This window comes from Burkholderia sp. PU8-34 (assembly GCF_053427725.1).
This window is the reverse complement of sequence record NZ_JBSAXC010000010.1, coordinates 230,082-252,292: the sequence shown is the minus strand read 5'-3', so window position 1 is coordinate 252,292 and position 22,211 is coordinate 230,082. Positions and strand designations below refer to the sequence as shown.

The 22,211-nt window shown below is 66.2% G+C and carries 16 protein-coding genes and 2 pseudogenes; 8 read left to right on the top strand and 10 right to left on the bottom strand.

The features are described from left to right. Positions 1-711 precede the first annotated feature (711 nt). The 4 genes from ACV22Z_RS23670 to ACV22Z_RS23655 all read left to right on the top strand — a co-directional run bounded on the left by ACV22Z_RS23670 (position 712) and on the right by ACV22Z_RS23655 (position 5,108). The gene (locus ACV22Z_RS23670; RefSeq protein WP_448078692.1) at positions 712-933 is read left to right on the top strand and encodes a SymE family type I addiction module toxin; all 222 of its coding nucleotides are present in this window, start codon (positions 712-714) and stop codon (positions 931-933) included. A 533-nt stretch (positions 934-1,466) separates the two neighbouring features. Beyond that, entirely contained in the window at positions 1,467-2,852 is a 1,386-nt protein-coding gene (locus ACV22Z_RS23665) for an MFS transporter (protein ID WP_448078691.1), read from the top strand. 32 nt (positions 2,853-2,884) lie between these two features. Continuing rightward, positions 2,885-3,718 carry a shikimate dehydrogenase family protein gene (locus ACV22Z_RS23660; RefSeq protein ID WP_448078690.1) on the top strand — a complete coding sequence of 278 codons (834 nt, stop codon included), beginning with the start codon at positions 2,885-2,887 and terminating at the stop codon, positions 3,716-3,718. Between the two features lie 166 nt (positions 3,719-3,884). Beyond that, positions 3,885-5,108, top strand: coding sequence for an MFS transporter (locus ACV22Z_RS23655; RefSeq protein ID WP_448078689.1), 1,224 nt, complete (start codon positions 3,885-3,887; stop codon positions 5,106-5,108). Positions 5,109-5,370: 262 nt separating this feature from the next. On the opposite strand, the gene ACV22Z_RS23650 is transcribed toward ACV22Z_RS23655, so the two are convergent. The 4 genes from ACV22Z_RS23650 to ACV22Z_RS23635 all read right to left on the bottom strand — a co-directional run bounded on the left by ACV22Z_RS23650 (position 5,371) and on the right by ACV22Z_RS23635 (position 12,478). Further along, positions 5,371-7,287, bottom strand: coding sequence for an efflux transporter outer membrane subunit (locus ACV22Z_RS23650; protein ID WP_448078688.1), 1,917 nt, complete (start codon positions 7,285-7,287; stop codon positions 5,371-5,373). 48 nt (positions 7,288-7,335) lie between these two features. Next, positions 7,336-9,303 carry a glycosyltransferase gene (locus tag ACV22Z_RS23645; RefSeq protein ID WP_448078687.1) on the bottom strand — a complete coding sequence of 656 codons (1,968 nt, stop codon included), beginning with the start codon at positions 9,301-9,303 and terminating at the stop codon, positions 7,336-7,338. Positions 9,304-9,620: 317 nt separating this feature from the next. Then, positions 9,621-10,979, bottom strand: a complete 1,359-nt coding sequence (locus ACV22Z_RS23640; RefSeq protein WP_448078686.1) for a hypothetical protein — start codon at positions 10,977-10,979, stop codon at positions 9,621-9,623. A 26-nt stretch (positions 10,980-11,005) separates the two neighbouring features. Next, a complete protein-coding gene (locus ACV22Z_RS23635; RefSeq protein WP_448078685.1) occupies positions 11,006-12,478 on the bottom strand; it encodes an HlyD family secretion protein in 1,473 nt (490 codons plus the stop codon). 778 nt (positions 12,479-13,256) lie between these two features. Here ACV22Z_RS23635 and ACV22Z_RS23630 point away from each other — a divergent pair. The 3 genes and pseudogenes from ACV22Z_RS23630 to ACV22Z_RS23620 form a co-directional block, all read left to right on the top strand. Then, positions 13,257-13,688 carry a TIGR02594 family protein gene (locus ACV22Z_RS23630; RefSeq protein WP_448078684.1) on the top strand — a complete coding sequence of 144 codons (432 nt, stop codon included), beginning with the start codon at positions 13,257-13,259 and terminating at the stop codon, positions 13,686-13,688. 154 nt (positions 13,689-13,842) lie between these two features. Then, positions 13,843-14,475: a glutathione transferase gene (yfcF, locus tag ACV22Z_RS23625; protein ID WP_448078683.1), complete on the top strand. Its 633-nt coding sequence runs from the start codon at positions 13,843-13,845 to the stop codon at positions 14,473-14,475. Between the two features lie 10 nt (positions 14,476-14,485). Then, positions 14,486-14,671, top strand: a pseudogene (locus ACV22Z_RS23620) (lysine transporter LysE); the annotation flags it as partial. A gap of 82 nt (positions 14,672-14,753) precedes the next feature. Here ACV22Z_RS23620 and ACV22Z_RS23615 read toward each other — a convergent pair. The 5 genes from ACV22Z_RS23615 to ACV22Z_RS23595 all read right to left on the bottom strand — a co-directional run bounded on the left by ACV22Z_RS23615 (position 14,754) and on the right by ACV22Z_RS23595 (position 20,392). Beyond that, on the bottom strand, positions 14,754-16,190 hold the full coding sequence (locus ACV22Z_RS23615; RefSeq protein WP_448078682.1) for an efflux transporter outer membrane subunit: 1,437 nt from the start codon (positions 16,188-16,190) through the stop codon (positions 14,754-14,756). A gap of 10 nt (positions 16,191-16,200) precedes the next feature. Next, positions 16,201-17,775 (bottom strand): DHA2 family efflux MFS transporter permease subunit, encoded by a 1,575-nt coding sequence (locus tag ACV22Z_RS23610; RefSeq protein ID WP_448078681.1) that lies wholly within the window; start codon positions 17,773-17,775, stop codon positions 16,201-16,203. Between the two features lie 13 nt (positions 17,776-17,788). Next, complete coding sequence (locus tag ACV22Z_RS23605; protein WP_448078680.1) at positions 17,789-18,880, bottom strand: HlyD family secretion protein; 1,092 nt, start codon at positions 18,878-18,880, stop codon at positions 17,789-17,791. Between the two features lie 64 nt (positions 18,881-18,944). Beyond that, the gene (locus ACV22Z_RS23600; RefSeq protein WP_448078679.1) at positions 18,945-19,376 is read right to left on the bottom strand and encodes a MarR family winged helix-turn-helix transcriptional regulator; all 432 of its coding nucleotides are present in this window, start codon (positions 19,374-19,376) and stop codon (positions 18,945-18,947) included. 92 nt (positions 19,377-19,468) lie between these two features. After that, positions 19,469-20,392 (bottom strand): LysR family transcriptional regulator, encoded by a 924-nt coding sequence (locus ACV22Z_RS23595; protein ID WP_448078678.1) that lies wholly within the window; start codon positions 20,390-20,392, stop codon positions 19,469-19,471. Between the two features lie 175 nt (positions 20,393-20,567). Between ACV22Z_RS23595 and ACV22Z_RS23590 the strand changes: the two genes are divergently transcribed. Beyond that, entirely contained in the window at positions 20,568-20,996 is a 429-nt protein-coding gene (locus ACV22Z_RS23590; RefSeq protein WP_448078677.1) for a MarR family winged helix-turn-helix transcriptional regulator, read from the top strand. Positions 20,997-21,061: 65 nt separating this feature from the next. Here ACV22Z_RS23590 and ACV22Z_RS23585 read toward each other — a convergent pair. Further along, positions 21,062-22,179: pseudogene (locus ACV22Z_RS23585) on the bottom strand (AraC family transcriptional regulator ligand-binding domain-containing protein). Positions 22,180-22,211 lie beyond the last annotated feature (32 nt).

Genomic DNA, 22,211 nt, shown 5'->3' with positions numbered 1-22,211 from the left:
TGGACCGCAGCAGGTCGAAAAGGTGCAGTCGACCTCGCGTGAGCGAATGGCCGTTGGACTTCGTGGACAACGGCCGCTGACGGGGCGCGGTACGAATGGCAGTTCTGGGTTGGACAGCACGCATTCGATGGCAGTGACAGCGGACAGTCGTCGCGCCCGCGGTGCTCCCGCTGTCCCGAAAACAACCGGTAGCCGCCACAGAGAATCGCATCCCCGAATGTCCGCAACGGCCGAACGAACAAACCTCAAGAGCAACAGTCACATCCGGATCGGAACGTGCTCATTAAGTGAGTCCGATTCAATCGAATTGTTTCGAAGCGTCACGTTCTGATCGATCGCGCCCTGAGGTAGATCGACGTTTGCCCCGATTCGCTCTCCATCTCTCCATCTCGCCATCAGCGCACGCAATGGCCCAGAACACTGACCAAATCGCATGCCTATGCCTATCGGCTAACGTGCATCCAATCAGCAAACGTTAGGCGACAAACGATGGTCAAATAGGTGATGTCCAACTGATGGCGATCGCGAGTGCGTTGTGAGAGCCGATGGATACGCCTCACGCAGTGATCTCCCATCGGAGCACTGTCTTCATCGAAACGTCAACAAAGGAGGAATCCGAATCATCAAAACACCGCAGTAAACGAGCGCGGGCCGCAAGTGCTACCAACACTCACGACCCGCTAACCACAGCCAACTATCTAGGAGTTGCCCATGGCTAAGGCAAATGATAAATCACGCCCACCGATCACGGAACGTTACGTAACGATTCAGGAATCCTGGGGCTTCCCGAAGGACATGGGAAAGAGGCCCAAGAGTTTTTACCCGTGGTTCAGGATTGGCGGAATGTGGATCATCCACGACGCAGGTTTTGTCCCGGGCCGAAAAGCGCGGATAACGATCGAGCCGGGCAGGTTGATCGTCACGGCGATGTGAGATACGGCGCTGCAATGCGATACCGCCGGGATTCGTCTTGAGACGGCCATGCTGACCGGCTGGTATCGCGCGGTCAGCGTCACCCATCACCACTTGATATTGCACGACGACCGCGACGTCCTCGCGCTACAGGACGCCGTGCAATGCGTGCCCGTGCCGTCGTCGTAGTGCGTGTGCGTTTCCGGTTGCGCCACCGTAAGCGCCATGTGCGGCGTCGAACGGCCGTGCGGGCGGATACGAGCGGGACGTCGGCTCACCGCTGGCCGCAAGCGGAAGGTCCTTGACGAATGCCTACACCTTCAACGACGCGTCCAACGTCCAACGCCAAGTCCACCAAAACCACCAACCTGACCGACCCTCCACCCGCCCCAGACAAACCCTCATACCGTCCGATAATCGAACGCAACTGCGCGATGATCGAACATTTATCAGCCTGACTCCCTTGTCCCCCTCCGCCCCCCGCGGCTACTCTTGTTACCAGTAAGACGACGTAAGTAAATCGTCAATTTATCTAGAGGAAACCGGAGACAACCATGACCACACGCGCGGTTCATGAACCCCAAGGCAAGCACCAGTCGAAGAAGGCCGCCGCAAGCGGCTGGATCGGCTCGGCGCTCGAGTACTACGACTTCTTCATCTACGCGACAGCAGCAGCGCTGATCTTCCCGCAGATCTTCTTCCCGAAGGGCGACCCGAAAACGGCCATCGTCGCGTCGCTTGCCACCTACGGCGTGGGCTACGTCGCCCGCCCCATCGGCGCATTCGTGCTGGGCCACCTCGGCGACACTCACGGCCGCAAGACCGTGCTGCTCTGGTGCATGTTCATGATGGGTTTCTCGACGATCGGGGTTGGCCTGTTGCCCACCTACGACCAGGTCGGCCTGATGGCGCCGCTGCTGCTGGTGCTCCTCCGCCTGATCCAGGGCTTCGCGGTGGCCGGCGAAATCTCCGGCGCGAGCTCGATGATCCTCGAACACTCGCCCTTCGGCCGGCGCGGCTTCTATTCCAGCTTCACGCTGCAGGGCGTGCAGGCGGGGCAGATCCTGGCCGCCGCCGTGTTCTTGCCGCTGGCGCACTACATGCCGTCGGACCAGTTCAACAGCTGGGGCTGGCGCATCCCGTTCCTGCTGAGCTTCGTGGTCATCATCGCGGGCTATATCATCCGTCGCGAGGTGAGCGAGACGCCGGCCTTTACTGAAGGCGAAGGCCGTCAGGCAAGCAAGCGCTCGCCCGTCGTCGACGCGTTCAAGTACAGCACGCCGAACATGCTGCGTGTGGTGTGCATGGCGCTGATGAACGTGATCCCGGTAGTCGCCACGATCTTCGGCGCGGCCTACGCGGTGCAGCCGGCCTACGGCATCGGCTTCGCGAAAGACGTCTACCTGTGGATCCCGGTGGTGGGCAACATCGTCGCAGTGCTGGTGATTCCGTACGTCGGCAACCTGTCCGACAAGATCGGCCGCAAGCCGCCGATCATCGTCGGTTCGCTGTTGTCGGGCGTGCTCGCGTTCGCTTACCTCTACGCGATCAGCATCAAGAGCGTGCCGCTGGCGTTCGCGATGTCGCTGCTGATGTGGGGCGTGGTCTATCAGGGCTACAACGCCGTGTTCCCGAGCTTCTACCCGGAACTGTTCCCGACCCGCACGCGTGTCTCCGCGATGGCAATCGCACAGAACGTCGGCACGGCCATCACCGCGATGCTGCCGGCACTCTTCACTGCAGTGGCGCCCCCGGGTGCCGCCAACGTCTGGTTGACCGTCGGCGCGATCGCGTTCGTCGTCACGGTAATCGCTGCGCTGGCTGCACTCAGCGCCCGCGAAACCTATCGCGTCCATATGAACGACCTGGGCCAGCCCGACGCGCAACCGGTGGACAAGACCGAGTACGAACGCTTGCGCACGCAGGCCCTGACCGCCTGAACATAACCGTCGCTTTAGAGAACACCACGACCATGATTTCCGGAAAGACCACCCTGATCGCGCACATCGGCTACCCGACCGAGAGCTTCAAGTCGCCGATGATCTACAACCCCTGGTTCGAGCAGAAGGGCATCGACGCGGTCGTGGTGCCGATGGGCGTCAAGGCCGAGGACTATGCGCAGAGCTTCGAGTCGATCTTCCGTTTCACGAACCTGCGCGGCGCGCTGATCACGATGCCGCACAAGGTGACGACGGTCGGGCTCGTCGACGAAGTCACGCCCGCCGTGCGCATCGCCGGTGCCTGCAACGCGGTGCTCAAGCGTCCGGACGGCACGCTGCTGGGCGACCAGTTCGACGGCGCCGGTTTCGTGCGCGGCGTGCTGCGCAAGGGGCGGCGGCTCGAAGGCGCGCGTGTTCTGCTCTCGGGAGCGGGCGGCGTAGGTTCGGCGATTGCCGCTTCGCTTGCGGCAGCCGGTGTGGCCGAACTCGCGTTGTACGACACGCGGACCAACACGGCCGACGAACTGGCCCAGCGGCTGCGCGAGCATTATCCGAAGCTGACGGTACGCACCGGCTCGAACGATCCGGACGGTTTCGACGTGGTGGTCAACGCGACGCCGATGGGGATGAAAGAGGACGATCCGCTACCGTTCGACGTGGCACGCCTGTCGCCCGGCTGCTTCGTCGGCGAAGTGGTGATGAAGTCGGAGTACACGCCGTTCCTGCGCGCGGCCCTCGACAAGGGCTGCGAAGTTCAGGTCGGCACGGACATGCTGTTCGAGATGATTCCGGCGTACCTGGAGTTCTTCGGTTTCGGCACGGCCACTGCCGAGGAACTGCGACGCGCCGCGACCATTGCGTACTGAGGTCGACTCGAGATCGGCATCGTCAAAGAAGAACACCCATAACGAAAGTGATCCCTGAGAGAAACCAGATTGCACCCGTGCCCAGGCGCATGCCACTCCCCGATTGCGCCCGCAATGTCGCAACGATGATCCTGCCCACAACCGATTTGCTCCGGGACAAACCTGAATGATCCGCCGCGGTTCCCTGAGCTTTGCATTGCTGCTGCCTTTCCTGCTGGCTGCGCAGCCGGTCGCAACCGACAGTTACCTGCCGGCGCTGCCGGCGATCGCTACCGTGCTCGGCTCGGCCAGCGCCAGCCTCACGATGTTCGCGCTAGCGTTCGGCATCGGGCAGTTGCCGATGGGGAGCCTTGCCGATCGGTATGGCCGCCGTCCGGTGCTGCTGGCCGGGCTGGCGGGCTACGCCGTCGCTGCACTGGCAGGCGCACTCGCGGACACCGCGTGGATGCTGGCGGCCGCGCGTGCATTCCAGGGACTGGCCATGGCCGCGATCCTGGTATGTGCGCGCGCGGCGGTGCGAGACCTGTATCCGGCGAGCGACGGTCCGCACGTGATGGCGCGCGGGCTCACGGGGCTGGGTGCGACGGCACTGGTTGCGCCGATTCTCGGTGCCTATGTCTCGCAGCACGCGGGCTGGCGCTGGGTGCTCGCGGGCATGTGTCTGTATGCGCTCGCGCTGTGCGTGGCGTGCTGGCGCGGCTTCGCGGAAACCAATCACCAGAACGCGGCGGTGCAGAAGCAAGCCGGGAGCGTTCGGGAAATCTTCAACAGTCCGGAGTTTCGGGCGTGGGCGCTGCTGGCCGCGACGACGTATGGCGGTGTCTTCTGCTTCCTGTTGCTCTCGCCGATGATTTACATCGGGTATCTGGGCCTGTCGCCTCAGCTTTACGGCTGGATACCCGCCGGCGGCTCGCTGGTCTACATGGTGAGCACGATTGGCTGCCGACGTTTGCTGCATCGTCAGGGTGTCTTGCTAACGGTACGGCAGGGCGCGACGCTGAGCCTCTCGGGCGCAATCATCCAGGCGTTAGGCTGCTGGCTGCTCCCCGGCAGCGCATGGCCGCTGCTGCTGGGCCACGCGGTGTACTGCCTCGGGCATGGCATCCATCAACCTTGCGGACAGGCCAACGCAGTCAGCGGCCTGCCGCACCTGGCGGGGCGTGCGGTGTCGTGGTCCGGCTTCATCATGATGTTCGGTGCTTTCTGCATGGGGCAGACGGCCGCGGCCTTCGTCGATCCGCATTACCGCTATGGTGCGTGGCCGATGGTCGTGCCGATGCTGGTCGCCGGCTCGGCGCTGGTGATCATCGCATTCGCGTGGTTGCCGAAGCTCGGTCATTCGGGCGGGCCAAGCTGGCGATCGACGACTGGTTCCGTCGGGTCTGAGTGAACACGCCTGCGATCTGGCAGAAGCAACTGCCTGTCGGCAGAGTGAACGCGGGCATCCGGTTGTCGGCGCATGCGCTCTTGTCGGGCGATGTCCGGCGCGAGCGGCCGTGGCTCTGGCCTGCCCACGCGAGCGTCTGTCAGCAATGTCAAACGGGAAACGGGAATCAAGTTTGACCCGCTGCACGCGCCCGGTGCGATAACACCGCATTCCAACATCTGCCTCAGCGAAGTTCGTAGTCCTTGGCGGAGATGGCTGACGTCCGTTACTGTCTGGGGCTTGCGATACCGCCCGTGGTGCCCGGCGTGACAGTCGTCTCGGTTATCGCCGTGACGCCGGATGAATCAACCGCGCGTGTCGTAGTCACTGACGGTGCGGGCGTCCGCGCGGCCCCTTGGTTCGCCGTGGTTCCCGATTGCGCCGCCGTTCCTGGTTGAGTCGTCACACTCGGCCGTGCCATCGTGTTTGTTTGCGCGGCGGCGCCCGGCTGAGCCGCTACGCCCGACTGAGTCGCCACACTTGGACGCGCTTCCGTACCCGGCTCCGTCACGACAACCGTCGTCACACGCGGCTGCGCTGCTGCAGCGGGCTGCGTGACAACACTCGACTGAGTCGCACCAGGCCGCGCCGCATCAACAGGCCGAGCCACCGCAGCGGTCCGTGCCGCCGGAGCAGGCCGCGCCGCCGCCGCAGGCTGAGCCCTCGCCACAGGCTGCGCGCCCGCCACCTGACTCGACGATTCAACCCACCCGCCACCCAGCGCCTTATATAGCTCCACCCGGCTGGTCAACCCCGCGAGCTTATAAGTCACCAGCAACTGCTGCGCCTGAAACAACTGCCGCTGCGCATCGAACACGCCGAAGTAATCATCGACCCCATTCTGAAACCGCATCTGCGCGAGCCGCTGGGTTTCGCTGATATCGTGGACCATCGTCTGCTGCGCCTTCACCTCGCGCTCGAAGGTCGTCCGCGCAGCCATGCTGTCCGAGACTTCCCTGAATGCGCTTTGAATCGTGCGTTCGTAGTTCGCGACATTCACATCCTTCTCCACCGTCGCGAGATCGAGGTTCGCGCTGTTGCGTCCCGCATCGAAGATCGGCATCGTCAACTGCGGTGCGAACAACCACGCGGCCCCGCCTGAAAACAACCCGGCGAGACTCGCACTTGCAACCCCGAGCATGCCGGTAAGCGAGATCCTCGGAAAGAACGCCGCCCGCGCCGCACCGATGTTCGCATTGGCGGCCATCAACTGATGCTCGGCGCTCATGATGTCCGGCCTGCGCTCCAGCAACGTCGACGGCAGCCCCTCGGGAAACTCCGCGAGCAGATGCTGATTGTCTAGCGGCATCGCGTTCGTCACCCCGGCTGGCAGCGGACCGCCGCCGATCAGCAGCGTCAACGCGTTCTCATCCTGCGCAACCTGCCGCGTGTACTGCTCGACTGCAACCTGCGCGGTCTGCACCTGCGTATCGGCGCGATGCTCGTCGAGCTGCGCCATCCCGCCCGCGAGCTTGCCGCGATGGATCATCTGCGCGACATCCTGCTGGTTCTTGAGCGTCTCCTGCGCAAGCTTGAGCAGCGCGCGATCGGCCATCAACGTCAGATAGGCATTCCCGACCTCGGCCACGAGGCTGATATGAACGCTGCGCTGCGCTTCCACGGTCGCGAGATATTGCTCCTGCGCGGCATGACTCATGCTGCGCACGCGTCCGAACAGGTCGATCTCGAAGTTGGTCAGCCCCACGCCGGCCGTAAACGTGTTGATCAACGGAGACTGCCCGGGCGCGCGCAGCCCCGGGCTCAGACGCTGGCTGTTCAGCCCAAGGTTCGCATCGATCTCAGGAAACTGCGCCGCGCGTTGCAGCCGGTACTGCGCGCGCGCCGCCTCGATATTGAGCGTCGCGATGCGCAGATCGCGGTTATTGGCGAGCGCCCGCGCGATCAACTGCTGCAACTGCGGATCGACGAAGAACTGTCGCCAGCCGAGTTCGGCCGCCGCCGGTCCATTCTGCTGGGCGGCGTTCGCACCCGGCGTTGAGTAAGCCGCACCGCTCGGATAGGCGGACGGGATCGGCGCGTCGGGCCGCTGGTAAGTCGGCTCCATCGAGCAGGCGGCGAGCGCGACGACGAGCGCCAGCGGCAGCACGCGTATCGGCGGAGAAGGGAACGGAAGGCTACGCATGATCGACGATTCCAGAGCGAGAAAAAGAAGGGCGGCGAGAGACCGGACTCAGTCCGACAGCGCGCGCTGCATGAGGCGCGAGATCGCCAGCTTCGGCTGGCCCTGCGCCGCGATGTTGTGTGGGGGATCGCCGAACAGCATGCGGATCAATCCGTGCCGTGCCGCGGTATCCACGTGCAGCGCGACGCCGAGCAGGCGGCCGTGACGGCGCACGATGCGGCACGGGATCCAGCCGATTTGCGCGAGCCACAGCGCACCTTCGGCATTGACCGGCAGCGAACCGGCTTGCGGCGTGATCACGCCCGCGCCGTTGCACGACAGATCGTGTGTGGTCACCGCGTATTCCTGTTGACCGACACGCAACCGCGCGGACACGCGATAAGGAAAGCGTTCCTCCTTGCGCGGCCGAGGCAATTCCACGCAAACCAGCAGCGACGTGAGATAGAGCAGCAGCGAGATTCCGGTCCACGCCGAATTGAACACGAGCCCCGGTGCGTCCGGATCGCTCGACAGCGCGTGCCCGAGCCCAAGCGCGGACAGCGCGATCAAGCTGCCGTACAGCGCCGCGAACTTGCCGTGAATGATGAGCTTCGAGCGGTCGAGGCCCTTGTTCGTAACCTTGAACGGCCGCCCGAACGGACGGAGGATCGCGCTCGCGAGCGACGCGCTCACGGCCATTGCACAGACGATCTGCGTGACCTCGGTGAAGATCGGCAACGCGCGCCGTCCGGTGATCCACATGCTGTAGCCCCAGTAGGCGATCAGCGACGGCACGCCGTACGCGAGAAACTGCATCGGTTCGCCATACAGCGTCGGCACGTTGAAATACCAGTAAAGCAGCGGCCCGAGCAGCAGCATCAGCGTGAACGGCCGGCTCAGCCAGTGCAGCAGACCGTGCACGTAATGCAGCCGCTGCGTGAACGTATAGCCGCGGCCGCGCAGCGGGCCATCGGGCGTCAGCGCGACCTGGATCGTGCCGAGCCCCCAGCGGCTGCGCTGGCTGATGTATTCGGCCAGCCCTTCGGCGGACAACCCGACCGACAGCCGTTCGTTGAGCCAGCGCGTCACATAGCCGTGCGGCATCAGCCGGTAGGTGAGGTGGATGTCCTCGGTGACGGTGCCGGTCGGGAAGCCGCCGATGTGATCGACGAGGTCGCGCCGCACGACGAACGACGTGCCGATGCAGAACGCCGAGCCCCACGCATCCTTGGCCGGCTGCATCACGTCGAAGAACGCACGCTGCTCGTCGACCCAGCATTCGGTCGAGCGCAGGTTGTATTGCACGGGATCGGCGTTGTAATAGAACTGCGGCGTCTGCACGACACCGACCTTCGGATCGGAAAACAGCCCGATCGTGCGCATCAGGATCTTCCGGTGCGGCGCGAAGTCCGCGTCGAGCACCATGATGTACGGCGCGCCGCCGTCCGGGCCCTGCGCGCTGCGATACAGGCCGTTGTTCAGGTTGCCGGCCTTCGCATGCGTGTTGTCGGGGCGGGTCACGTAGTTCGCGCCGACCTGTTCGCAGAACGCCTTGAGCCAGTCGCGGCGCGTGTCGTCGAGCACCCACACGCGGAAGTCCGGATAGTCGATCGCGAGCGCCGCCACGATGGTCTTCTCGAGGATCTCGAGCCCTTCGTTATAGGTTGCGATGAAGATGTCGACGCGCGGCACTTTCGCGGCGCGTCGCAGCCGCGCTTCGCCGGCATCGGCGTCGGGTGTGTGATCGCTGGTGCGCGTGAGCACGACGATCGAGATCAGCGTGTACATCAGCGCGATGCACTCGAAGCCGAAGAACACGTGCGCCCACACGCTCGGAAAATCCATGCGCGGGTCGGGCAGCGTCTGGGTCACGCGCCAGTACAGGTACGTCAGCAGCAGTGTCGCGGCGACCCCGCCGAACAGGATGCGGTCGACGGCGCGCTCGCGTTTGCCGAGCCGCGTGAGCACGAACACGATCAACAGCACGCCGCCGTTGATGACGAGCAGGGATCGGCTGGCGAGAAAGAAATCGAACATCGTTGCTCCTGTCGTTCAGATGTCGACCGAACCGGGCGCCTGGTTCGATCCCATGCAAAGTTGTTGATGCGTCAGCGCTTGTGACTAGCGGAGCTTGTCCTTCAGCACCGGGGCTCCGGCCCCACGCTTCGTACTCGGGTCCCACGCAACGCTGTCAGCGCATCAGCACCGACTCAGTTCCCGTCCGAGACCTGCGCGTGAACGATGCCGGTCCCACGCAACGCTGTCAGCGCATCAGCACCGGCTCAGTTCCTGTCCGAGACCAGCGCGTGAACGATGCCGGTCCCACGCAACGCCGTCAGCGCATCAGCACCGACTCAGTTCCCGTCCAAAACCTGCGCATGAACGCTGCCGCCAACGGGACAACTGCCACCGGGCAGGCATCCCCCGGGACGGAACGGATTCCACCCGGCCGCCGCGAGCACGGCCCAGGCGGTCGCGCCGAGGTGCGGCAGGTGGAAGTAAAAGAAATCCTCGGTCTTCGACGTCGGCCCGATCGACAGCCCCGTGCGGATGCGCGCGTCGGGCGTCGCATAGAGCAGGCCGGACGGCGCGCGCTGCGACAGCAGCAGCGCCCACAGCGGCTGAACCTTGTCGTGCTGCCCGACCGCCTGCAGCGTGAGCGCGGCCTGGCCGGTGCCCTCGGTCCACACGCCGTCCGGATGGGCGTTGAAACCGTAGCCGCCGTTGATCCGGTGCGCGCTGTCGACCCACGCGACGCTGCGTCGCCAGTCGGGCGGCGCGTCGGGAATCGCGAGCAGCGGCCACAGCGACGCATCGAGCGCCGACGGGCCGACGTTCGGGCTGTGTCCGTCGTCGCGCGTGCCGATCAGGAAGCGGCCTTGCTGCGCATCCCACATCGCCGCGACGAAGCTGCGCGACCGGTCTGCCGCCGCGCGCCAGCGCGCGTCGCCGGTGCGGTCGGCGAGCCAGTGGAACACCGCGTAGGTATCGACGTTGTGCTCGGTGGACTTCCATCCCTGATGGATCTGCTTCGGCTCATAGCCGAACTCGCCGCCGACGTAGCCCGCCGGCGACGTCGCATCGAGCCGGCCCGGATCGACCCAGCCCATCAGCGCGGCGGCGCCGTCGAGATAGCGTTTGTCGTGCGTCGCGTCGTGAACGGTCAGCAGCGCGAGCGCGGCCCACGCGACATTGCCGGTGGCGGTGCCGTCCTGATACGCATCCTCGAACCAGCGCTTGCTGGGCTCATCCCACCAGCCGGGCAGCGGCGCGGGCCCGGCCGGCAGCGCGCCGGCGCGGTACGCGTTGCGCAGCCGCATGTCGTGGAAGTGGCGGTCCTGCGTGCTCGCCTGCAGGAACGCATCGGCGATGCGGCGCGCGTCGTCGGGGCGATGGCAGGCAACCAGCGCGATGCTCGCGAGTGCGTTGTCGTAGACGAACGCCGCGTGCATCAGCGCCGACGCAAGCGGGGGGCCGCCCGGCGCCGCCTCGTAGCTGTCGAGGAACACGGGCCCCGAGCCCGGTACGGCCGCGACGCGGTCGGCGAGCGTCTTGCAGCCCGACGCGAGCAGTGCCGCACGCTGCGGAGACGGTGACGGCGGCGGCGCGTTGTCGGCGCCGGCGGCAACCGGCGCGGCGAACATCAGCGGTGCGAGCGGCAGCATCGCGAGCCAGGCGATCTTGCGCAAGCGGTGGATGACGGGCAGCTTCATCGGCGTCGGTCCCGGTGCGCTCGGCGCTACGACAACTGGCTGCGCAGCCAGTGCAGGCCGCGGTCGGCGGCCGCGCCCAGCGCGTCGAACCACGGTTGCGCGTGATCGGCGAACGACCGGAGGCCGCCTTGCCAGTTCACGTCGTCCGGAACGATGTCGGACACGCTGCTGCCGAGCCAGCTCTGGTTGAGGCTGACCTTCGCCCAGCGGCCCATCGCGCAGCGGTCCGCGGAATCGGCGCGCGCGCTGACGGGCAGCGCCGACAGCGGCCGGTCGAGCTTCGCGATCACGTAGATCTCGTTCTTCTCGATCGGCGGGAACGGTACGAAGTAGCGCGCCTGCTCGCCGTCGGACGCACGTGGCAGCACCTCGGACACGGATGCGGGCACCGCGTGCGGCACGCCGTCCATCCGCACGTTCAGGCGTGTGCCGGGCAGCAGGTCGTCGCTCAGGCTGCGCGGGAACACGGCGACGACGCGCGACTGGCCGCAGTTGCTCGCGCGGATCAGCGTCGCGCCGGCCGCGACGCGCGTGCCCGGCGGGGCGACCACGTCTTCGACGACGCCGGGTTCGCTGGAACGGATCTCGAGATTGGACAGGCGGTCGAGCCGCGCCTTCTCGGCATCGATCATCTTGTCGACCGACTGGCCGTACGTCTCGTACTGCGTCATCTGCGCCTTGAGCTGCACGATGTCCGCACTGAGCAGCCGGCCGTGCTGCTCGAGCGTCGAGACGGAGCCGTCGCTGGCGGACGCGTAGACCTTGTTGCGCGACGCATTGCCGTCGGCCATCGCGTGATCGAGCTCGGCGGCCGCCGCGGCCTTCGCGTTCGACAGGATCGACAACTGGTAGCGCGACGCATTGGTGTAGGCCTCGCTCACCGCGCCGGCCTCCTGCATCGCCTGGTTGCGGCTGACGACGTCGGCCTGCTGGTCGACCTGCGCCTTCGCGACATTGAGCCGCGCCTGCAGCGCGCGGATGCTCGCCGCGTGATCCTGTTGCGACGCGCTCTGGTAGCGCTGCAGGTCGTGCCCGTTGGTGGCGAGCTGGCTCTCGTCGCCCGCGAGTTGCGCGCGGGCAGCGTTGTAGTGCTGCTGGTTATCGAGCGCCTTGCCGGTGAGGTCGATCAGCAGCGCGCGATCGATGTTCGGGTTCTGCACCGTCATCAGCGGCTGGTTCGCCGCGAACGGCTTGCCGGCGGCAACGAGCTGCTGCATCACGATGCCTTCGACCGGCGACGTGACGAGCGCCACCTGGCTATCGACCACGGCCCGTTCCGACGAGCGCGTAAAGATGTTCGGGAACATGATGGTCAGCACGACCCACGCGACGAACAGCACCACGCCGTAGCCGATCGAGCGCACGGCGAGGTGCCACAGCGGGCGCCCTGCCGCGGACTGGCGGCGCGCGATGGGGTTGTCATGCGGCGCGGGCGCGTCGGGGACGCTCTCAGGCGGGCGGTTGTCGAGTTGCTGGTCAGACATGAGGCTCTCCTGCATGGCAAACGTGCGAACGAGCGGACGAAAGTCATCGCAAGCCCGGTGCTGGCATCAGCGCTGGGCGCCGTCGTCGAAAGCAAGCCGGTGCCGCTGCGCACGAACGCGTGCGCGCTGGTCCCGGCCCACCTGTGTCGCTAGTTGTCCGCAGTGCATCCGCTCCGAGCGTTCGTCGGATCGACGCACTGTCTGAACGGGCCGGCTTGGCCGGCCACCTGATTGGCCCCCTCTGCCGCGGGGCCTTGCTGAATGTGGTCTTTCAACCGTGTTGACGGCTCGCAGTCATCCGCCGAGGTACATCGGGAAGCGGCGCTGCGAGTCAATTCAGACTAGTTAAGTCGCCGGGCCGGTACTGTAAGTGTGTGTAAAAGATGATTTCTTTGAGACCCTAAATGGCGCGTGTTAAGTGACTGCATGGTTACATCGTGATCGTTGTCGGCAGTCTGTAAAGCGTTGGGCGCGATCCGAAGGTGGACCTTGGCGACCATCGCATGCCGTCATCCGGCGGTATCCGCGGCACTCGGGCCCGATGCCACGCGTCGACGCGACCGATGCGAGGCGAACGTCATGCGTTGCCGCAAGCGCGCCACGATGCGACCGCACGATCCGTACCCGTCGGCCGCGCATTGTCCCGACGATTCGAACGGGCCGATCGGCGTCACGCGTCCTGTATGTATCCGGTATGCATCCGCCACGCGGAACGGCGCATGGGCGGTCCACCGCTCGACATCCGCGCGCAGATCGGCGACGATTTCGCAAACAACATCCTGACGTCACGCACATGACTGTCGATCACCAGCCGGTATGGATGCCCGTCGCGATGAGAGAACGCGGCGTGCGTCGTTTCCCCGCGGGCGAGACGAATCCCCGCATCGTCGAGTACAACAACCACACGAGCCTCGTCGGCTATGACGACAAGATCTCGTGGTGCTCGTCGTTCCTCAACTGGTGCATGGCGCACGCGGGCCTCCGCGGCACCGGCTCCGCGCTCGCGCGCTCGTGGCTCGAATGGGGCAGGGCGCTCGAGCGGCCGGTCTACGGCTGCATTGCGGTGTTGACGCGCGACGATCCGGCGAGCTGGAAGGGGCATGTCGGGTTCTATCTGCACCACAACCACGAGAACGTCTACCTGTTCGGCGGCAATCAGCTCGAAGAAGTGCGCGAGCTCGCGTATCCGCTCGACACCGTGATCGGTTACCGGTGGCCCGAATAGCCGCCGTTCACTTCCCGAACCGTCACACGCGCCCCCCTGCGCGTTGCTACACTCCTGCGGGTTGGTCGCAGAATCCAGTTGCTTGTCGCTTCCGCGGGCGCGTCGGCCGATCGCACGCGCCCATGCCCTGGTGCAAATGAACAAGGAGAGAGCAGTGCAAAACGGGAATCTCCGTCTTTACGCGGACTCGGAATACACGAGCCCGTACGTGATGTCGGTCTACGTCGCGCTTCAGGAAAAATCGCTGCCGTTCGAGATGGTCACCGTCGACCTCGGCAATCGCGCGCATTTCGCGCCGGACTATGCGGCGACGTCGCTGACGCAGCGCGTGCCGACGCTCGTTCACGACGACTTCGCGCTGTCGGAATCGTCGGCAATCACCGAGTATCTCCATGACGCATTCCCCGGCACGCCGCTGTATCCGGCCGACAATCGCCTGCGCGCGCGGGCGCGCCAGGTGCAGGCGTGGCTGCGCAGCGACCTGATGCCGATCCGCACCGAACGTTCGACGGAGGTGCTGTTCTACGGGCCGTCCAGCGAGCCGCTGTCGAATCTCGCACAGGCCGCCGCGCAGAAACTGTTCGCGGCCGCCGACAAGCTGCTCGCGCCGGGCGCGGCGAATCTCTGCGGAGACTGGTGCATCGCGGACGTCGACCTCGCGGTGATGCTGAATCGCCTCGTGCTGAACGACGATCCGGTGCCGCCACGCCTCGCGGACTACGCGCGTGCGCAGTGGGAACGGCCGTCGGTGCAGCGATGGGTGAAGCTGAAGCGTCCGCCGCAGTAAGCGGTACGCGACGCTCGCGGTTTTCGTCGCGGAGTCGCTGACGTGGTTTTGCGCGATGGCGGTGGTCTTCTCGACAAGCCGCGTACGGACGGGTTACGTGAAGCTGCGCAAGCCGATCGATGCGGTGACGGGGATGGTCGGGGTCGGTCTTGGCGCGAAGCCCGCGCTGGATCGCTCACGCCCCGCTCCGGAATGACGGGCCATGCCGGCCACCACCGGACGGCCCGCGGTACATCACCGCGCGACACACCACGCGCAGCTCCCATTACCACCATCGATCAATTCGCCGCGACCGCCTCCGACTTCGCGCCATCCGCCGCGTCGTTCCGGCTCCACCCACCCCCCAGCGACCGATACAGCGCGACCGCCGACAGCGCGTGCTCGCGGCGCACCTGATTGAGCGCGTCCGAATCGCGCAGATACACCTCCTGCGCGGACAGCACGTCCAGGAAATCCGTCGCACCGCCCTTGTAGAGCTTGTTCGCGAGATCGAGCGCCTTGTCCGACGCGTTGAGTGCGCTGTTCAGCCGCTGCGTCGCCGCGGTCGTGCTGACGAGATCCGCGCGCGCGTCCTCGACTTCACGCAGCGCCTGCAGCATCGTTTGCCGCAACCCGAGTTCCGACTCGCGCATCCGGCTTTCGCTTTGCGCGATGTCGGCGGTGATGCGCCCCGCATTGAAGATCGGGCTCGTCGCGCTCAACGCCGCGCTGAACAGGTTGTCGGTCAGCGTCGGCATGCCGAGGAACGACGCGGCAAGAATGCCGTCGGACAGGTTCAGCGAGAACTTCGGATAGCGCTCCGCCTTCGCGACGCCGACCTGCGCCGCGCGTTGTTCGACCTGCGCATACGCGGTCAGCACATCCGGCCGGCGCAGCAGCGCCTGCGACGGCAGCGTCTGCGGCGTGCCGTCCGGCGGCGCCGGGATGTCGCCGGCCTGCGCGAGCACGAGACGGTCGACCGACTCGGGCGTACGGCCCGAATACACGGCGATCAGGTTCAGCTGATGCGCGATCTGCGCCTGCGTCGGCGGAATGCGCGCTTCGAGCGCATCGAGCTGGTTCTGCGCGCGCGTGACGTCGAGTTCGGTCGACAGCCCGAACGCCTGCCGCTTGTGCGTGAGATCGAGCGCGCGCTGCCGGATCTGCGCGTTGTCCTGCAGGATCCTCAGTTCCTGCTGCGCCCACCGCAGGTCGACATAGGCCGATGCGGTGTCCGCCGCGAGCGCGAGCCGCATCGCGTCTTCCGCATGTTTCTGCCCGACGAGTTCGGCCTGCGCGGCGAGCAGGTCGAGCCGTTCGCCGCCGAACACGTCGGGCGACCAGCTCAGCGCCAGGCCGGCGCCGGTCTGCTTCACGTAGCCGAGCGGCGGCGGCGTGTTCTGGCGCGTGTAGGCCCCGCGCGCGGTCGCATCGAGTTCGGGCAGCAGCACCGAGCGTTTCTGCACCGTCAGCGCCTGCGCCTGCTGCACGCGTTCGGCGGCCGCCTTCAGGTCGAGATTGCCGTCGAGCACGGTCGCGATCAGCTGGTCGAGCACAGGATCGCGGAACTGCGCCCACCACGTCGCCGCATCGGCATCGGCACGCGGCACGTCCGTGTCCCACGCGGCCGGCGCGAGCATTTCGACCGACTCGTGCAGCGCCGGATGCTGCGCGGGCTGCACCGCGCAGCCGGCGGCGAACACGCTGATGGCGATGGCGACAAGAAGCTTCTTCATGTTGATTTCCTCAGTGCGCGTCCGGCGGCGGCGCGCCCAACGAAATGGGTTTGGAGAACATCACCGCGGCGAGCGCGACGACGAAACACAGCGACAGCGCATAGAACGCGTCGGCATACGTGAGCGTCAGCGCTTCGCGATAAATGAGGTGATGCAGGTTCGCGAGTCCGGACTGCGCGGCGTTCAGCGTGTCGCCGGCCACAGCCGTCCAGTACGCGGTCTGCCCGTCGAGCAGCGAGGCGATCTGCGGTTGGCCGGCCGTCACGTGCTCGTTGAGGCGCAGGTAATGGAAGTTCAGCCGGTCGTTGAGCATCGTCGCGCTGACCGCGATGCCGATCGCGCCGCCGAGATTGCGCATCAGGTTGAACAGGCCGCTCGCCGACTTGAGCCGCGACTGCGGCAGCGAGCCGAGCGACATCGTGACGATCGGCGGCACGCTGAACTGCTGGCCGATGCCGCGCAGCGCCTGCGGCAGCAGCAGCTCGCGCCAGCCCCAGTCGTGCGTGATCGGCGTGTACAGGTAGCAGCCGAGGCCGAAGCACACGAGCCCGAACACGAGCAGCACGCGCATGCTGACGAAGCGCGCGGCGAACGCATACGCGCCGAGCGCCAGCATCTGGAACGCGCCGACCGACAGCAGCGCGACGCCGATCTGCAGCGAATTGAAGGCGCGCACTTGTGCGAGAAACAGCGGCGTCAGGAACACCGTCACGAAGATCCCGATGCCGGTGACGAACGACAGCAGGCTGCCAATCCCGAAGTTGCGGACCGCGAGCGCACGCAGGTCGACGATCGGATCCTTCGCGGTCAGCGCGTGCACGACGAACAGGAAGCCGCAGATCCCGGAGATCCACGCGCACGCGACGATCACGTGATCGCTGAACCAGTTCTTGCGCGGGCCTTCTTCGAGCACGTATTCGAGGCAGCCGAGGAAACCGGACATCAGCACGATGCCGAGATAGTCGCCGCGCTTCAGCAGCCCGAGGTCGGGCTTGTCGATATGCACGTAGCGCGGCACGAGTGCGGCGACCGCGATGCCGGGCGCGAGGTTCAGGTAGAACAGCCAGTGCCACGACCATTGATCGGTGATCCAGCCGCCGATCACGGGGCCGATGGCCGGTGCGAGCGACGCGAGCGCGCCGATCGTCGTCGACGCGACGAGCCGCTGCTTGCCGGGGAACAGCACGAACGCGGTCGTGAACACGGTCGGGATCATCGCGGCGCCGAGCGCGCCCTGCATCCCGCGAAACAGGATCATCGAGTTGATGTCCCACGCGAGGCCGCACAGCATGCTCGTGATCGTGAAGCCGACCGCCGATGCGACGAACAGCCAGCGCGTCGACAGCACTTTCGACAGCCAGCCCGACATCGGGATCACGATGATCTCGGCGATCAGGTAAGCGGTCTGCACCCACGACAGCTCGTCCTGGCTCGCGGACAGGCCGCCGCCGATGTCGCGCAGCGACGACGCGACGATCTGGATGTCGAGCGTCGCCATGAAGAACCCGACGCACATCAGCGCGAACGCGAACACGCGCTGCTTCATCGGTTGCGACGCGGGGTCGCCGGAGAAACCTGTGGTCATGATGGGCTCCGCGTCAGTGCGTATGGTCGGTATGCACGGTCACGACCGCGGACAGGCCCGGACGCAACACGTTGTCGAGGCCCGGCTGCGGATCGAGATGCACGCGCACCGGCACGCGCTGCACGATCTTCGTGAAGTTGCCGGTCGCGTTCTCCGGCGGCAGCACGCTGAACGTCGCGCCGGTCGCGGGTGCGAGGCTGTCGATGCGGCCGTGCAGGGTCACGCTCGAGGCGTCGAGCGAGACATCGACGCGGTCGCCCGCGTGCATCCGCTTCAACTGGTCTTCCTTGAAGTTCGCATCGATCCACAGACCCGACGCGGGCACGATCGTCAGCAGCGGCACACCGACGTTCGCGAGCATTCCGACCCGGCCCGTGCGGTTGCCGACGTAGCCGTCGACGGGCGAGCGGATCGTCGTGTACTCGACGTTCAGCGCCGCGACCCGTTGCGCGGCGAGCGCGGTGTTCACGCGCGCGCGGGCATCGACGAGCTGCGCGCCGAGCACGTCGAGCTGCCGTTTCGCGGCGAGCAGCGCGGCGTCGCTGCGGTCGACTGCGGCGCTCGCTTTCGAATAGTCGGCATCGGCGCGCTCGACGATCTGGTTGGATACGGCGTCGGATTTCACGAGCTCGCGGTAGCGCGACTTGTCGGATGCGGCGCGGGTCAGTTCGGCCGACGACGCGCTTTTCTCCGCCGTGCTCTGGCCGATCACCGCGTATTGCAGTTGCTGCTTCGCTTCGAGTTCGGTCACGGCCGCGCGCGCGCTGTCGACTTCGGCCGTCGCCTGCGCGAGCTTCGCGTCGTAGTCGCGCGCGTCGAGCCGGACGAGCACGTCGCCGGCCTTCACGCGCTGGTTGTCGGTTACGAGGATTTCATCGACGAAGCCGTTCACCTTCGGTGCGAGCACCGTGACGTTGCCGCCGACGTAGGCGTCGTCGGTGCTTTGCTCGAAGCGCAGCACGAGATCCCAATAGAGCCCCGCGGACGCCACCACGGCGACCACGGCCAGCACGGCGACCTTCATCCACGGCACGCGGCGGCGCTGCCGCGCGACGTGCTCGACGGGAGCGGCCTCTCGGGAAACGGAAGTCTGGGTCGTATCCATCGATTCACCTATGTATATGCACTTATTGAAACGATCGACGCGACGCGCCGATCGGGGGATTGCTTCAACGTTCCGGAATGTTGTGCGTGATCCGGAACAGTTCGTCTCTGAGTTGGGCGGCTTGCGTCGGCCCGAACCGCCGTTCGAACGCTTCCTGCGCGGCCAGCCAGTGCTGGTGTGCGTGCGCGATCTTCGCTTCGCCATCGACGGTCAGCACGAACGTGAGCCGCCGGCCGCTGCCTTCGTGGTGGCCCGCGACGAGCGCCGCGCCGACGAGCGGCTTCAGCGCGCGCAGCAGCGCAGTGCGTTCGATGACCAGCACGGCCGACAGCGCCGCCATCGTCAGGCCAGGGCGGTCGCGCAGCAGTGCGAGGATGCTGTACTGCGACGAGGTGACGCCCGCGTGCGACAGGTAACGCTCGTAAAACTGCGAGATCCGGCGCGCGGCCTGCCGGACAGCGAAACAGTCATCATCGGTGAGCGTGTATTTGTGCATGTGCACATGATAGTGAGCAGGGCCGGGTGAAGCGATACGCGGCGACGGATCAGATTGGTTCGCTGGTTGTACCAATCGGCGGGGGAGTCATGTCAGCCGGCCGCCGCCTCGACAGCCTCGGCGGCTTGGCCGACGTAGGCTGCCGCATATTCGATGAACGCCTTGACCTTCGCCGGCAGCAGCGCGCGGTTCGCGTACGCGAGTTTGATTTCGACGAACGCATCGACGAGATCGGCGTCGTCGAGCAGTTGAACCAGCGTGCCGGACGCCAGCTCCGGTTCGACGAGCCCTCGCGGCACGACGCCGATCCCGAAATGGCGCAGCACCATCTCGCGGTTGAACACCGGGCTGTTCGACGACACGTCGAAGTGGTACGGCACGGTCAGCGTGTCGCCGTCGACGCGGAACGCGAGCGCCGGGCGCCGCAGCGACGGCGACAGCGGCACGAACGGGTGGTCGGCCAGCTCGGCCGGCGTGGCCGGGCGGCCGTGCGCGCGCAGATACTCGGGCGTCGCGACGATCACGACCGGAATCCGCTCGAGCAGCCGCACGACGGTCGATTCGGTCGTCAGCATGTACGGCACGACGATGCCGATGTCGTAGCCTTCGCCGACGAGATCGACCGGGCGCTCGGTCAGCGTGACGTCGAGACGGACCTTCGGGTAGGCGGCCTTGAAGCCGGCGATCAGCGGCACGAGCCGGTTCAGCGCGGCAGTGGTGTGCGCGACGAGCCGCAGCAGGCCGTCGGGCTCGCGTGTATGCGTGACGGCTTCCGCTTCGAGCGCATCGAGTTCGTCGAGCACGGCCGCGCAGCGCTCGTAGATGCGCTCGGCCGTCTCGGTCAGTGACACCTGCCGCGTCGTCCGGTGCAGCAGCCGGCTGCCGAAACGCATTTCCAGATCGGCGATCGCGCGCGATACGACGGGGCGCGCGAGACCATGGATGTCGGCGGCGCGGGTGAAGCTGCGATATTCCACCACCGACCGGAAAATCCGCAGCTTGTCGAAGTAGTCCATGTGCGTCTCCTCGCGCTCGAAGGTGGGGCTGGGCAGCGGGGCGGTCGCGACCGGCACGCGATGATCCGGCCCCGGATGCAGGCGGCGATCTGCTTGGCCGCAGCCGACTCAACTGCCACCCGATACGGCGAAGTATACGTTGACTTTATGCATATGCACATATAAATTGCCTGCCATGGATGACATTCAGATTGCCGGTGTTTGCAACTGCTTCGCGCTGCGTCAGGCGACGCGGTTCGTCACGCAAATTTACGAACGCCACTTGAGCCCCGTCGGCGTCACGCCGGCGCAGTTTTCGATCATGGCGATCCTGTCGCGCCGGCCCGACGTGCTGATGAGCGATCTCGCCGACGCGCTGGTGATGGATCGCACGACGCTGCTGCGCGCGCTGAAGCCGCTGCAGCGCGATGGGCTGGTTGCGACCGGCGTGTCCGAGCAGGACGCGCGCGCGCATGCGCTCAATCTGACAAAACAGGGCGTGCGCGTGTTCGGTCAGGCGAAGTGCGCGTGGCAGGCCGCGCAGGAAGAGTTCGAGACGCAATTCGGCCAGGGCCGCGCGAAGGCGCTGCGTGACGAGCTGTTCAGCGTGACGGGCAAGCTCTGACGCGGCGGATTGCGGGGGCTCGGGCCGGGTGATTGCGTGATCGGCCGCCCGTAACGACGGGGCGGTTAGGCTTCGTCACCGTTTCCTTCACGCGCCGCCGCTGAGCCCGTCAACGCCGAAGCCGCGTCCCGATACGCGCTCGGCGTCTGTCCGGCCCAGCGCCGGAACGCGCGCGTGAAATTTGCCGGATCAGTGAACTGCAAACGTTCGGCAATCGTCTTCAGGTCGAGATCCGACGCTGCGAGCAACTGCTTCGCATCCCGGTAGCGCGCTTCGTCCAGCAGTTGCCGATAGCTCGCGCCAGCTTCCTCCAACCGCCTCCGCAGCGTGCGCGTCGACACGAGCAGTTGCTGCGCGAGCCCCTCCGGCCCCGGATACCCGCCCGCCGCGCGCGCCAGCTCGGCCCGCACGCGCTCGACCAGGTCGCCTTCCTCCTGCCTGACCTGCGCGAATTCTCGCTCGACCTGCACGAGCGCCTGCCGGTGCGCGACTTCGTCGGCGAGCGGCAGCGGCCAGTCGAGCACGTCGCGTGCGATCCACAGCGCATTGGCCGCGCAGCCGAACCGCACAGGCGGCATCCGATCGCGATAACGCGCGAAATAGGCCGGTTCCGGCCATGCGAACTGCAGCGCGATATCCGGCGATGCGCGCCCCGACAACTGCGCGATGCTCTGCGCGAGCCCCGTCAGCACGAACTCGAACATCACGTGATGCTGCAGCACGGGGCTCGCCTGCACGCCAAGCAACTCGAGCGTCGCGCCGTGCGCGTCCTCCGCATAGGTCAGACGATATTGTCGGTTGCGCATCCGGAAGTAGCGGATCGTCACCTGCAGCGATTCGCGGATGTCTCGCGCGGTCAGCGTCGCGTAGCCGAGAAAACCGTGCACGGTCGTCTTGAGCTCGAGGCCGAACGCGAGGCCGATTCCTTCGTCGCCGCCAATCTCGATCGCATTCAGCACGAGCCGGCCCCATTGCGACGGCGCGACGCGCGCGTCCGGTTCGGACAGCACTGCGTCGCGCAGGCCCGTGCCGGCGCGCACGGCGGCGAGATCGACGCCGCGCGCGCCGAGCACCTGCAGCAGCAGGCGCGGATAGGCGACCGGAATCGTCGGCCGGCGCAGCCCGAGGCGGTCCTTGGCGAGCGGGGAAGTCATCGGTTCTTTTGGCCGGAAATGACAAGCATTATGGCTGTTTGCCCCCTCACGCTCAAGGTGG